Source organism: Pseudomonas baltica (genome assembly GCF_031880315.1).
In the GTDB taxonomy this organism is placed as follows: Bacteria; Pseudomonadota; Gammaproteobacteria; order Pseudomonadales; family Pseudomonadaceae; genus Aquipseudomonas.
In genome coordinates, this window is the sequence record NZ_CP134771.1 from 4,630,798 (window position 1) to 4,644,511 (window position 13,714).

The window sequence follows — 13,714 nt, forward strand, 5'->3', positions numbered from 1 at the left end:
GGGAATGTCATGAGTTACGGTTGGAATGATGTACAGCGGATCGCCGAGGAGCTCGCCGAGCAGCACCCAGGCGTCGATCCGTATTCGGTCAGCTTCCCCAGGTTGCAGAAGCTGATCGAGGAGTTACCAGGATTCGACAAGACTTCTGGCCGGGTCGGCGAGAAGGTGCTCGAAGCGGTTCAACCGCTCTGGGCCGACGAAATAGACTGATAGATTTGCAGGTTAGGCAATACCCGAGAACCCGCGTATAATTCGCGGGTTTAATTTTTCGCAAAATCACGTTTCTGGAGTTTCACATGGCTGTTCAACGTACTTTCTCCATCATCAAGCCTGACGCCGTTGCAAAAAACGTAATCGGCGAGATCACCACTCGTTTCGAAAAAGCCGGCCTGCAAGTCGTCGCTTCGAAACTGAAGCAACTGTCCAAGGCCGAAGCCGAAGGCTTCTACGCTGAACACAGCGCTCGTGGCTTCTTCGGCGAACTGGTTGCGTTCATGATCTCCGGTCCGGTTGTCGTTCAGGTGCTCGAAGGCGAAAACGCCATCGCCAAGAACCGCGAACTGATGGGCGCTACCAACCCTAAAGAAGCTGCTGCCGGCACCATCCGCGCTGACTTCGCTGATTCCATCGACGCCAACGCTGTTCACGGTTCGGACTCCGAAGCCGCTGCTGCTCGCGAAATCGCTTATTTCTTCGCTGCTACTGAAGTAACCGCTCGTAAAGCCTGAGGCTGTTGAGTGAGGGTGAATCCATGACTGATATGACTGGCAAGACCAACCTGTTGGGGCTGACTCAACCGGAAATGGAAAAGTTCTTCGACTCGATCGGGGAGAAGCGCTTTCGTGCCGGTCAGGTCATGAAATGGATCCACCATTATGGTGTCGATGATTTCGATGCCATGAGCAACGTCAGCAAGGTCCTGCGCGAAAAGCTCAAGGCCTGTGCCGAGGTCCGCGGGCCGGAGGTGGTCAGCGAAGACATCTCCACCGATGGCACCCGTAAATGGGTGGTCCGCGTGGCCTCTGGCAGCTGCGTTGAAACCGTCTATATCCCCCAGGGCAAGCGTGGCACCTTGTGTGTTTCGTCCCAGGCGGGCTGCGCGCTGGATTGCAGTTTCTGCTCCACGGGCAAGCAAGGCTTCAACAGCAACCTCACCGCCGCCGAAGTCATCGGTCAGGTGTGGATTGCCAACAAATCCTTCGGCAGTGTCCCGGCGACCGTCGACCGTGCCATCACCAACGTGGTGATGATGGGCATGGGCGAGCCGCTGCTGAACTTCGATAACGTCGTTGCCGCCATGCATTTGATGATGGATGACTTCGGCTATGGCATCTCCAAGCGTCGGGTGACTCTGTCCACCTCCGGCGTGGTGCCGATGATCGATGAGCTCTCCAAGCACATCGACGTCTCCCTGGCCCTGTCGCTGCACGCGCCCAATGATGCGTTGCGCAACCAACTGGTGCCGATCAACAAGAAGTACCCGCTCAAGGTCCTGCTCGAGTCCTGCCAGCGCTACATGGCGACGCTGGGCGACAAGCGCTACCTGACCATCGAGTACACCCTGCTCAAGGACGTCAACGACCAGCTCGAACATGCGGTAGAAATGGTCGAACTGCTCAAGGATGTGCCGTGCAAGGTCAACCTGATCCCCTTCAACCCGTTCCCTCATTCGGGTTATGAACGGCCGAGCAACAATGCCATCCGTCGCTTCCAGGATCATTTGCACCAGGCCGGTTTCAATGTCACCGTACGCACCACCCGCGGCGAAGACATCGACGCCGCTTGCGGACAACTGGTCGGCCAGGTAATGGACCGCACTCGCCGTAGCGAACGCTACATTGCCGGACGCGAGTTGAGTGCCGACGCCCAAGCGCAGCTGATTGCCGTCGCTCGGAACTGAAGAGAGGAACTCCATGTCCCTGCGCGCTGCGCTGTTGTTTGTCGTTGTCAGCCTGTTGGCCGGTTGCATAACCACCGGCAAAGTCAATCCCATGACTACCCAGAAGGGCCGCGACGAAGCACGCAGAGCTTATGTGCAATTGGGCATCGGTTATCTGCAGGAAGGCCAGACCGAGCGCGCCAAGGTGCCGTTGCGCAGTGCGCTGGAGCTGGATTCCAGCGATCCCGACGCCAATGCCGCGCTGGCGTTGGTGTTCCAGAGCGAGGGCGAGAATGAGCTGGCCGAGGAGCATTTTCGCAAGGCGATCGCCAAAAGCGATGGCGATGCCCGGATCCTCAACAATTACGGCAGCTTCCTTTACGAACAAAAGCGTTACAAGGACGCTTACGCAATGTTCCAGAAAGCCGCAGGCGATCCCCTGTATCCTGAGCGCTCGCGGGTGTTCGAGAACATCGGCCTGACCGCATTGGCCCTGGGCAATCGCGTCGAGGCCCAGGAGAGTCTGGTCAAGGCCCTGCGTCTGAACCCCGATCAACCACGGGCGTTGCTGGAATTGGCAGAAATTTCATATGACACCCAGCAATATGTCCCTGCTCGCGGCTACTATGAGCGGTTCACCCAGCTCAGTGAGCAAAACGCGCGCAGCCTGTTGTTGGGCATGCGTCTGGCGAAGATTTTCGATGACAAGGACAAAGCCGCGAGTTTTGCCCTGCAGTTGAGAAGACTCTACCCCGGTACCCCGGAATATCAGCAATACCTGTCGGAGCAAAGATGAAAGCGGCGCATCCCGAAGTTGTAGCAGGCACTTTCGCCCATCCCGGTGAAGTCTTGCGTCAGGCCCGTGAAGACAAAGGCTGGTCGCAGAGCGATGTGGCAGTCAGGCTGAATCTGACGGTGTCCTCCCTCAACAACCTTGAGACCGGCGCCTTCGACAAGCTGCCAGGCCATACCTTCGCTCGTGGGTATATCCGAGCCTATGCCAAACTGCTCGGCATGGACCAGACCCCGCTGGTGCAGGCCTTCGACCAGGCCACCGGTACCAATGCCCAGGGCAGCAATGTCCATGGGCTGGGTCGTATCGAAGAGCCCGTACGCCTGTCCCACAATATTCTGCGCATCGTCAGCCTGTTGCTGCTGATCCTGGTGATCGGCGGCGGTTTCCTCTGGTGGCAGGATCAAGCCGGCCAGCGCGGCAAAGACCAAAACGCCGCGGCCATCGATCATGTGGAAGTGGAAGGCGCCGATGGCACCACCCGCGTGCACCCGATTGACGAGCCGCAAGTGCCGGCCACCGCACCGACCGCGACACCCGGCCAGCCCAATGCGTTGGCGCTGCCGCAAGGCGTGCCGCCGGTCGATCCGGCCACCACGGGTACGCCTGCATCGCCCGCCAGCCAGGCGGCGACCGCTGCCCCGACGACGGGTTCGGCGCTGCCGCTCAATCCAGCCACACATGTGCCTGGAGCCGCTACTGCACCGGCGGCGACCGCCGCGACCACTCCGGCATCGGCCGCTCATGTGCCGCCGGCCAATACCCCGTTCGCGCCATCGGCCCCGGCCGCACCGGATGTGCAAGCACCGGTGGCAGGCGCGGGGCAGGTCAATATTCAATTTGTGGCCGACTGCTGGACGCAAGTCACCGACGGCACCGGCAAGGTGCTGGTCAGCGGCCTCAAGCGTACCGGCGATACCCTCGACCTGAGCGGCAAGCCACCGTTTGCCGTGCGTCTGGGCTTCGCCAAAGGCGCCCAGATCACTTACAACGGTGAGGCTGTGGACGTCGCCAAATACACCTCCGGGCAAACTGCACGCCTGAAACTGGGGCAATAAATCATGCACGGCGAATCACCTATCAAGCGTCGCGTATCTCGCAAGATCTGGGTTGGCTCGGTTCCGGTCGGTGGCGATGCGCCCATTGCCGTCCAGAGCATGACCAACACCGATACCAACGATGTCGCTGCCACGGTTGCGCAAGTCCAGCGCCTGCAAGACGCCGGCGCCGACATCGTGCGCATCTCGGTACCTGACATGGATGCGGCAGAGGCCTTCGGGCGCATCAAGCTGCTGACCTCGGTGCCACTGGTGGCGGATATCCACTTCGATTACAAGATCGCCCTGCGCGTCGCCGAATTGGGCGTCGATTGCCTGCGCATCAACCCCGGCAACATCGGTCGCGAAGACCGCGTGCGTGCCGTGGTCGACGCCGCTCGTGATCGGGGCATCCCGATCCGCATTGGCGTCAACGCCGGCTCGCTGGAAAAGGACCTGCAAAAGAAATACGGCGAGCCGACGCCCGAGGCGTTGGTCGAGTCCGCTCTGCGCCATGTCGAGCATCTGGCGCGCCTGGACTTTCAGGACTTCAAGGTCAGCGTCAAGGCCTCCGACGTGTTCATGGCCGTCGACGCCTACCGCCTGTTGGCCAAGCAGATCAGCCAGCCGTTGCACCTGGGCATCACCGAAGCCGGTGGTTTGCGCTCAGGCACGGTGAAATCTGCCGTCGGCCTCGGTATGCTGCTGGCCGACGGGATTGGCGATACTATCCGCATCTCGCTGGCGGCGGACCCGGTGGAGGAGGTCAAGGTCGGTTTCGACATTCTCAAGTCCCTGCGCCTGCGCTCGCGTGGCATCAACTTTATCGCCTGCCCGAGCTGCTCGCGGCAGAACTTCGACGTGGTCAAGACCATGAACGAACTCGAGGGTCGCCTCGAAGACCTGCTGGTGCCGCTGGATGTCGCGGTGATCGGTTGTGTCGTCAACGGCCCGGGTGAGGCCAAGGAAGCCCATGTGGGGCTGACCGGCGGCACGCCCAACCTGATTTACATCGACGGCAAGCCGTCGCAGAAGTTGACCAACGACAACCTGGTCGATGAGCTCGAACGGCTCATTCGCCAGAAGGCGGCCGAAAAGGTCGAAGCCGACGCCGCGCTGATCTTGCGCAGCTGATCGGGCCTGTTGATACGTATCGCTAAGGATTTTTTGTGAGTAAGTCTCTGCAAGCCATTCGTGGCATGAACGACATCCTGCCGGAGCAGACGCCACTGTGGCGCTACTTCGAAGGCACCGTGGCCGGTTTGCTGGACAACTACGGCTATCGGCAGATCCGCATGCCGATCGTCGAGTTCACCGAGCTGTTCAAGCGCTCCATCGGCGAAGTCACCGACATCGTCGAAAAAGAGATGTACACCTTCGAAGACCGCAACGGTGATTCCCTCACCCTGCGTCCCGAAGGCACCGCCGCCTGCGTGCGCGCGGCGCTGGAACACGGCATCACTGGTGGTGGCCAGGTGCAGAAGCTCTGGTACATGGGCCCGATGTTCCGCCACGAGCGCCCGCAAAAAGGTCGCTATCGCCAGTTTCACCAGATCGGCCTGGAGGTCTTCAACCTCGAGGGTCCCGATATCGACGCCGAGCTGATCATCCTTACCTGGCGCCTGTGGGCTGCCCTGGGTATTCGCGACGCGGTGACCCTCGAGCTCAACAGCCTGGGCACCAGCGAGTCCCGTGGTCGTTATCGTGAAGCGCTGGTGGAGTTCCTCACCGCGCGCCTCGACCAGCTTGACGAAGACAGCCAGCGCCGCCTGAAGACCAACCCGCTGCGCGTGCTCGACACCAAGGACGCCAATACCCAGGCGGCCCTGGTCGGTGCCCCGCAGTTGGCGGACTACCTGGATGACGATTCGCGTACGCACTTCGAGGGCCTCAAGGCGCGTCTCGATGCGGTGGGCATTCCCTACGTGATCAACCCCAAGCTGGTGCGCGGCCTCGATTACTACAGCAAGACCGTGTTCGAATGGGTCACCGACAAGCTCGGCTCCCAGGGCACCGTCTGCGCCGGGGGGCGTTATGATGGTCTGGTCGAGCAGATGGGCGGCAAGCCGACCCCGGGCGTCGGTTTTGCCATGGGTATCGAGCGTCTGATCCTGCTGCTTGAAACCCTCGACAAGGTGCCCGAGTCGATCGCCCGTCAGGTCGATGTCTACCTCTGTGCCTTCGGTGAAGCGGCCGAACTGGCCGGGCTGGCGCTCAGCGAGCGTCTGCGTGATGCTCTGCCGTCGCTGCGCCTGCAGGTCAACGCCGGTGCAGGCAGCTTCAAGAGCCAGTTCAAAAAGGCCGACAAGAGCGGCGCCCTCTACGCGCTGATCCTGGGTGACGACGAGATTTCTGCGCAGACCGTTGGCGTCAAGCCGCTGCGTGGTCAGGGCGAACAACAAAACATTGCCTGGGATGCTCTCGCCGAGCATCTGGCGACTCACGTCGCCCAGGGTTGAAGCTGTTTCAACAGCCTAATTCGCGAAATAGGAGTATTGGGGTGTCAGGTACTGAAGATGAACAGCTCACCGAGTTGAAAGACTGGTGGCAGCGTAATGGCAAACCCTTGGTCACCGGCGGCCTGTTGGCCCTGGTGGTGGTATTTGGCTGGCAGGCCTGGCACCGATACCAGACCAATCAGGCCCAGGGTGCTTCGAATCTGTATCAGCAGCTGCTGGAGACCACGCTGAACCCGAGCGGCAAGCCGGACACCGCCCAGGTGGCCGACCTGGCCAACAAGCTCAAGTCCGACTTCGGCGGTACGGCGTATGCCCAGTACGGCAGCCTGTTCGTGGCCAAAGTGGCGGTGGACAACAACAAGCTCGACGATGCGGCAGCCGAACTGCGCGCCATCGTCGACAAGCCGTTCAACCCGACCTTGGGTGAGGTCGCACGTCAGCGCCTGGCCCAGGTGCTGGGTGCGCAGAACAAGGCCGCCGACGGCCTGAAACTGCTCGACGGGGATGCCGACAAGTCGTTCCTGGCCGCCCGTGAAGAACTGCGCGGCGACCTGCTGGTTCAGCTGGGTCGTGGCGACGAAGCGTTTACTGCCTATCAGAAGGCCAAGGCTGCACTGTCTGACGACGCTGCGGTCGGTAGCCTGCAAATCAAGCTGGACGACCTGGCCAAAGGGGATGCGTGACGTGATTCGTTGGAAACATGCAGCATTGCTGGCTCTGGCCGTTTTGGCCGCGGGTTGCAGCAGCAACAGCAAAAAAGAACTGCCACCGGCCGAACTCACCGATTTCAAAGAAGAAGTCGTGTTGCAGAAGCAGTGGAGCACCTCGATCGGTGACGGGCAGGGCGAAACCTACAACATGCTGGTGCCAGCGGTTGATGGCGGCACGATTTACGCGGCCGACGTGAATGGCGAAGTCTTTTCGCTGAACCGCGCGACTGGCGACGTGAACTGGAAGAAGAAGCTCAAGCTGCCGGTCTCCGGGGCTGTGGGTGTAGGCTCCGGGTTGGTCATGATCGGTACTATCGCCGGTGAAGTGATCGCGCTCGACGCCAGCAATGGTGAAGAGAAGTGGCGCGCTCGCGTGTCCAGCGAAGTGCTCGCGCCGCCTGCCAACAACGGTGATCTGGTCGTCGTGCAGACCCAGGACGATAAAGTCTTCGGTATCGATGCGGCCACCGGTACTCAGCGCTGGATGTATGACAGCACCCCGGCGGTCCTGACCCTGCGTGGCACGGGTGCTCCGCTGGTGACCAGCCGCCTGGCGATCGCTGGGCTGTCCAACGGCAAGGTCGTCGGCCTGGATACCCAGAACGGCGTGCCGGTCTGGGAAACCCCGGTCGCCGTGCCTCAGGGGCGCTCGGAGCTCGAGCGTGTGGTCGATATCGATGGCGGTCTGCTGCTGTCGGGCAGCACCCTGTACGTCACCAGCTATCAGGGCCGTATGGCCGGCCTCGATCTGGACTCCGGGCGTATCCTCTGGCAGCGTGATGCATCGAGCTATGCCGGTGTCGCCGAGGGCTTTGGTAACGTCTACGTGGCATTGGCGAGCGGCACCGTTGAAGGTGTCGACGAGCGCAGCACCACGGCGTTGTGGAGCAACGATAAACTGGCCCGCCGCCAGCTGTCGGCCCCTGAAGTGTTCTCAAGCTATGTGGCTGTCGGCGACATGGAAGGGTATCTGCACCTGCTGAGCCAGGTCGACGGACGCTTCGTCGGCCGTATCCGTATCGACAGCGACGGCCTGCGTGCGCGTCCGCTGGTGGTCGGCGATACAATCTACGTGTTTGGCAACAGCGGCAAGCTCGAGGCGCTGACCATCAAGCAGTAGGTTGCGTCTATGCTTGAGGTCAAGGTATGGCCTCAAGGAGCCCCGTTCACCGGGGCTTGCGGCACCTACCGTGCCGCTCCGAATTCCGGCCGCTGCCCTGCAGCGGCTTTTGTATTTTCTGAATTAACGAAGTGGAGAGCCGCATGGTTCCCGTAATCGCCCTGGTGGGTCGACCGAACGTCGGCAAGTCCACCATGTTCAACCGCCTGACCAAGAGCCGCGACGCTATTGTCGGTGATCTCTCTGGCCTGACCCGTGATCGCCAATACGGTGAGGCGCGCTGGCAAGGGCGTTCCTACATCCTGGTCGACACCGGTGGTATTTCCGGTGACGAACACGGCATGGACGAAAAAATGGCCGAGCAGTCACTGCTGGCCATCGAAGAAGCCGATGTGGTGCTGTTCCTGGTGGACGCCCGCGCCGGTTTCACCGCAGCCGATCAGATGATCGGCGAGCACTTGCGCAAGCGTAACAAGCGCTCCTTGCTGGTGGCCAACAAGGTCGACAACGTCGACCCGGAAATGGCCCGCGCCGAATTCGCTCCGCTGGGCATGGGCGATGCCATCCCGGTGGCCGGTGCTCAAGGTCGCGGTATCAACGCCTTGCTCGAAGCCGCCCTTGGTGAATTCCCCCGCGACGTCGAAGAGGACCTCAACGCTGACGTGAAGGAAGGCGAGGAGGCCGTGTTGATCCCTGGCCCGAGCGAGAAGGATGGCATCAAGATCGCCATCATCGGTCGCCCGAACGTCGGCAAGTCGACTCTGGTCAACCGCATGCTCGGTGAAGACCGGGTGATCGTCTATGACGAGCCGGGCACCACTCGCGACAGTATCTACATCCCGTTCGAGCGCAACGAAGAGAAGTACACCCTCATCGACACCGCCGGGGTGCGCAAGCGCGGCAAGATCCACGAAGAGGTCGAGAAGTTCTCGGTGGTCAAGACGTTGCAGGCCATCAAGGACGCCAACGTGGTGATTTTCGTCATGGACGCCCGTGAAGGCGTGGTCGACCACGACCTCAACCTGCTGGGCTTCGCCCTCGAAGCCGGTCGCGCTATTGTCATCGCGCTGAACAAGTGGGATGGCATGCTGCCGAGCGAGCGCGACTACGTGAAGACCGAGCTGGAACGTCGGTTGTTCTTCGTCAGCTTCGCCGATATCCACTTCATTTCGGCGCTGCACGGTACGGGCGTAGGTAATCTGTACGCCTCGGTGCAGAACTCGTTCAAATCCGCCATCACTCGCTGGCCGACCAACCGCCTGACCCAGATCCTCGAAGATGCGGTGCAGGAGCACCAGCCGCCGATGGTCAACAGCCGTCGCATCAAGCTGCGCTATGCGCACCTGGGTGGCGCCAACCCACCTTTGATCGTGATCCACGGCAACCAGGTCGAGAAGGTACCCACCTCCTACGTGCGATACCTGGAGAATACCTACCGCCGGGTGCTGAAGCTGGTTGGTACGCCGATCCGTATCGAGTTCAAGGGCGGCGAGAACCCGTACGAAAAACTCAAGAACACGCTCACCGACCGCCAGGTCAACAAGAAGCGCCGTTTGATGTCGCACCACAAGAAGGCCGACAAGAAGCGCCGCGACAAGCGCTGATTCCAGCCGCACGACACCCTCTGTGGGAGCGACCCCGGCCGCTCCCACAGCTGAGATCATCGTTTTACACCTCTCGCCAATCAGCTATCCTGCCGCTCTACCCCGCGCCGTTGGCGGAACGTCGTGCAGCAGGAACAGGCCCATGATCAGCAGCAAGTTGCCGAATGTCGGCACCACTATCTTCACCACCATGTCCCAGCTCGCGGCGCAGACCGGCGCGATCAATCTTTCCCAAGGCTTCCCTGACTTCGACGGCCCCCAAGGCCTGCGCGATGCCGTGGCCTATCATGTCGCCAATGGCCATAACCAGTACGCGCCCATGACCGGGCTGCCCGCGTTGCGCGAGCAGGTGGCGATCAAGCTCGCTCGCAGCTATGGCGTGAGCGTCGATGCGGAGCGGGAAATCACCATCACACCAGGCGCCACCCAAGCGATCTTTTGCGCAGTCCAGGCGGTAGTGCGACCCGGCGACGAAGTGATCGTTTTCGACCCTTGCTACGACAGCTACGAGCCCTCCGTGGAACTGGCCGGCGGTCGCTGCGTGCACGTGCAGCTCAGTGCCAACAGCTTCGCCATCGACTGGCAGGCCCTGAAGGATGCCATCGGTTCGCGCACTCGGATGATCATCCTCAACAGCCCGCACAATCCCAGCGGTGCCCTGCTCAGCAGTGCCGATCTGGATCAGTTGGCGGCCTTGATCGCCGACCGGGACATCTATGTCGTCAGCGACGAAGTCTACGAGCATCTGGTCTACGACGGCACCAGGCACGTCAGCGTGCTGGCCCATGAGGCCTTGTTCCAGCGCGCCTTCGTGGTCAGTTCGTTCGGCAAGACCTACCATGTCACCGGCTGGAAAACCGGATACGTGGTGGCCCCGCCAGCCCTGACCGCCGAGCTGCGCAAGATTCATCAGTACGTCAGTTTCTGCGGTGTGACGCCGCTGCAATACGCGCTGGCCGACTACATGGCCGCGGCGCCGCAGCACGTGGAGGAGTTGCCGGCGTTCTACCAGGCCAAGCGTGATCTGTTCTGCGATCTGCTGGATAATTCGCGCTTCACCTTTGATCGAGTGGGCGGTACCTACTTTCAGTTGGTCGATTATTCGCAAATCCGCCCCGACCTGAACGACGTCGATATGGCGTTATGGATGACCAAGGAGCACGGCGTGGCGACCATTCCAGTGTCGGTGTTTTATCAAACGCCGGTACCCGATCAACGCCTGGTACGCCTGTGCTTCGCCAAACGCGAGGAGACGCTGCGAGCAGCAGCCCTGAAACTATGCGCGATCTGACGACCCTGACCAATCTCGATATTGCCCTGGTGCAGACCACCCTGGCCTGGCACGACCGCACGGCCAACCTGGAACATTTCAACGAGCTGCTGGAGCAGGCACGGGGGGCCGACTTGATCATCCTCCCGGAGATGTTCACCACCGGTTTCTCTATGGACTCGGCCGGGCAGGCCGAGCCTGAGCAGGGCCCGACCAGCAAGTGGCTGCGGGCCCAGGCAGAAAAGTTCGCGGCGGTGATCACCGGCAGCGTGATCATCCAGGCAGCCGACGGCAGCTACCGCAATCGCTTGCTGTGGGCCCAACCCGACGGGCAGATCCTGCATTACGACAAACGCCATCTGTTCCGCATGGCCGATGAGCATGCCCATTACACCGCAGGCTCGGAGCAGGCGGTGTTCGAGGTCAAGGGCTGGCGGGTGCGACCGCTGATTTGCTACGACCTGCGGTTTCCGGTGTGGAGCCGAGACGCCGAGACGACCGACCTGCTGGTCTATACCGCCAACTGGCCGGGCGCGCGGCGCCTGCATTGGAATCGACTGCTGCCCGCGCGGGCGATCGAGAACCTGTGCTACGTGGCCGCCGTGAATCGCGTTGGTACGGACGGCAAGGGCTTCGCCTACACGGGTGACAGCCAGGTGCTGGATTTTCAGGGTGAAACCCTGCTGTGCGCAGGCGAGCTGGACGGGGTGGTGCGGGCGATCCTAAGCGCGGGCGATCTGGCCAGTTATCGCGAGCGTTTTCCGGCGTTTCGGGATGCTGATGGGTTTAGTCTGAGCTGATTTTTTGGTGCTGAGGTGGGTTGCAGCATTTTTTGGTATGGGAGTGGGGTGGTTCTGCTTTCGAGCCGGCCTTGGGGTCGCCGCCCGCCATACGGCCCCTCGCCCACACTCAAATCCCCGGCCCCTCGGCCCAACTCCGCTCTCAGGACAAAACCACCAGACACAAAAAAACCGGCCACTGAGGGCCGGTTTTTTATTCAGCAGTGCATCAAGCCGCTTTCGCTTGCTGCTGACTCAACGAGCGATTCAGCGCGCTGAACAGGGCCTTGAAGCTGGCCGTGGTGATGTTTTCATCCACGCCGATGCCATGCACCGGGCGCTCACCGGCCACACGCAGCTCGATATACGCGGCTGCCTTGGCGTTGGTGCCCGCACCGATAGCGTGCTCGTTGTAGTCCATGATCTCTACCGAAATGGGCAGGCCGGCGACCAGCGCTTCCAAGGCGCCGTTGCCCTTGCCGCGCCAGTGCTGAGTCTCGCCGTCGCTGTGCACTTCCACATCTACGGCACTGTTGCCGTTCTCTTCCTGCAGCTTGTGGCTGATCAGTGCGTACGGCGTGTTGGCTTGCAGATACTCTTTGCGCAACAGGCCATAGATCTGCTGAGCGGTCATCTCCAGGCCCAGGCGATCGGTTTCACCCTGTACGACCTGGCTGAATTCGATCTGCATGCGGCGCGGCAGGCTGATGCCGTATTCCTGTTCGAGCAGATACGTGATGCCGCCTTTGCCGGACTGGCTGTTGACGCGGATGACCGCTTCGTAGCTGCGTCCGATGTCGGCTGGGTCGATCGGCAGGTAGGGCACTTCCCACACGGTGCCTTCTTTTTGCTGGGTAAGGCCCTTGCGGATGGCGTCCTGGTGCGAGCCGGAGAACGCGGTGTGCACCAGATCGCCGACATACGGATGGCGCGGGTGCACCGGAATCTGGTTGCATTCTTCGACCACTTTACGCACGCCGTCGATGTCGGAGAAGTCCAGCTGCGGGTTGACGCCTTGGGTATAGAGGTTCAGGCCCAGGGTGACCAAGTCGACGTTGCCGGTACGCTCGCCGTTGCCGAACAGGCAGCCTTCGACGCGATCGGCGCCGGCCATCAGGCCCAACTCGGTGGCGGCGACGCCGGTACCACGGTCGTTGTGAGTGTGCAGGCTGATCAGCACGCTGTCGCGGCGTGATACATGGCGGCCGAACCATTCGATCTGGTCGGCATAGATGTTCGGGGTCGACACTTCAACGGTGGCCGGCAGGTTGAGGATCACCTTGTTGGTCGGGGTCGGATTCCACACCTCGATCACGGCATCGCAGACTTCAACGGCGAAATCCAGCTCGGTGGCGCTGAAGGTTTCCGGCGAGTACTGGAAGGTCCACTGGGTTTCGGGCTGCTGGGCGGCGTATTTGACGAACAGCTTGGCCGCGCTCACGGCGATCTCTTTGACGCCGGCCTTGTCCTGGTTGAAGACGATCTTGCGGAACGACGGCGAGGTAGCGTTGTACAGGTGAACGATGGCTTTCTTGGCACCGCGCAGGGATTCGAACGTGCGTGCGATCAGGTCTTCACGGGCCTGGGTCAGCACCTGGATGGTGGTGTCGTCCGGGATGTGGCCGTCCTGGATCAGGGTGCGCACGAAGTCGAAATCGGTTTGCGAGGCAGAAGGGAAGGCCGCTTCGATTTCCTTGACGCCGACGCTGACCAGCGTTTTCCAGAAGCGCAGTTTTTTCTCGGCGTCCATCGGCTCGATCAGCGACTGGTTTCCGTCACGCAGATCGGAGCTGCACCAGATCGGCGCGGCGGTGATGGTCTTCGAGGGCCAGGTGCGGTCGGCAATGTCGACGGTGGCAAAGGCGCGGTATTTCTGTGACGGGTCTTTGAGCATGCTCATGGCGAAAATCCTTTGAATGCGGCCGATGGAGAGGGCCTGCCGAAAAATAACTACTGAAGGAGATGGGCGAGGCGACGCGATTCAGCCTGGCAGTCGGGCACTCACCAGGCAGAGGCTGGCGTGCTGGCGGAGCAGAATATGGGTGTTTGCGTTGTTCATGGGG

The 13,714-nt window shown here is 61.3% G+C and carries 13 protein-coding genes; 12 read left to right on the forward strand and 1 reads right to left on the reverse strand.

Features of this window, described 5'->3' with window-relative positions; all coding sequences use genetic code 11:
• Positions 1 to 9: 9 nt before the first annotated feature.
• The 12 genes from iscX (at position 10) to REH34_RS20835 (ending at position 11,672) form a co-directional block, all read left to right on the forward strand.
• A complete protein-coding gene (iscX, locus tag REH34_RS20780; RefSeq protein WP_226503141.1) occupies positions 10 to 210 on the forward strand; it encodes a Fe-S cluster assembly protein IscX in 201 nt (66 codons plus the stop codon).
• An 86-nt stretch (positions 211 to 296) separates the two neighbouring features.
• Entirely contained in the window at positions 297 to 728 is a 432-nt protein-coding gene (ndk, locus tag REH34_RS20785) for a nucleoside-diphosphate kinase (RefSeq protein WP_226503142.1), read from the forward strand.
• Between the two features lie 23 nt (positions 729 to 751).
• Positions 752 to 1,900 (forward strand): 23S rRNA (adenine(2503)-C(2))-methyltransferase RlmN, encoded by a 1,149-nt coding sequence (gene rlmN, locus REH34_RS20790; protein ID WP_226503143.1) that lies wholly within the window; start codon positions 752 to 754, stop codon positions 1,898 to 1,900.
• Between the two features lie 13 nt (positions 1,901 to 1,913).
• Positions 1,914 to 2,675, forward strand: coding sequence for a type IV pilus biogenesis/stability protein PilW (gene pilW / locus REH34_RS20795; protein WP_226503144.1), 762 nt, complete (start codon positions 1,914 to 1,916; stop codon positions 2,673 to 2,675).
• Entirely contained in the window at positions 2,672 to 3,730 is a 1,059-nt protein-coding gene (locus REH34_RS20800; RefSeq protein ID WP_311969031.1) for a helix-turn-helix domain-containing protein, read from the forward strand. Before pilW ends, REH34_RS20800 begins: the two co-directional genes overlap by 4 nt.
• A 3-nt stretch (positions 3,731 to 3,733) precedes the next feature.
• Entirely contained in the window at positions 3,734 to 4,843 is a 1,110-nt protein-coding gene (gene ispG, locus REH34_RS20805; RefSeq protein ID WP_226503146.1) for a flavodoxin-dependent (E)-4-hydroxy-3-methylbut-2-enyl-diphosphate synthase, read from the forward strand.
• 35 nt (positions 4,844 to 4,878) lie between these two features.
• A complete protein-coding gene (hisS, locus tag REH34_RS20810; protein WP_311969032.1) occupies positions 4,879 to 6,168 on the forward strand; it encodes a histidine--tRNA ligase in 1,290 nt (429 codons plus the stop codon).
• Between the two features lie 41 nt (positions 6,169 to 6,209).
• Positions 6,210 to 6,851 carry a tetratricopeptide repeat protein gene (locus REH34_RS20815; RefSeq protein WP_311969033.1) on the forward strand — a complete coding sequence of 214 codons (642 nt, stop codon included), beginning with the start codon at positions 6,210 to 6,212 and terminating at the stop codon, positions 6,849 to 6,851.
• Positions 6,844 to 7,998 carry an outer membrane protein assembly factor BamB gene (bamB, locus tag REH34_RS20820; RefSeq protein ID WP_226503149.1) on the forward strand — a complete coding sequence of 385 codons (1,155 nt, stop codon included), beginning with the start codon at positions 6,844 to 6,846 and terminating at the stop codon, positions 7,996 to 7,998. Before REH34_RS20815 ends, bamB begins: the two co-directional genes overlap by 8 nt.
• 143 nt (positions 7,999 to 8,141) lie before the next feature.
• A complete protein-coding gene (gene der, locus REH34_RS20825) occupies positions 8,142 to 9,602 on the forward strand; it encodes a ribosome biogenesis GTPase Der (protein WP_226503150.1) in 1,461 nt (486 codons plus the stop codon).
• Between the two features lie 142 nt (positions 9,603 to 9,744).
• Positions 9,745 to 10,893, forward strand: coding sequence for a pyridoxal phosphate-dependent aminotransferase (locus REH34_RS20830; protein ID WP_311969034.1), 1,149 nt, complete (start codon positions 9,745 to 9,747; stop codon positions 10,891 to 10,893).
• The gene (locus REH34_RS20835) at positions 10,881 to 11,672 is read left to right on the forward strand and encodes an amidohydrolase (protein WP_226503152.1); all 792 of its coding nucleotides are present in this window, start codon (positions 10,881 to 10,883) and stop codon (positions 11,670 to 11,672) included. The genes REH34_RS20830 and REH34_RS20835 overlap by 13 nt, the downstream gene beginning before the upstream one ends.
• Positions 11,673 to 11,880: 208 nt before the next feature.
• Here REH34_RS20835 and leuA read toward each other — a convergent pair whose 3' ends face one another.
• Entirely contained in the window at positions 11,881 to 13,551 is a 1,671-nt protein-coding gene (leuA, locus tag REH34_RS20840; RefSeq protein ID WP_226503153.1) for a 2-isopropylmalate synthase, read from the reverse strand.
• Positions 13,552 to 13,714: the final 163 nt, after the last annotated feature.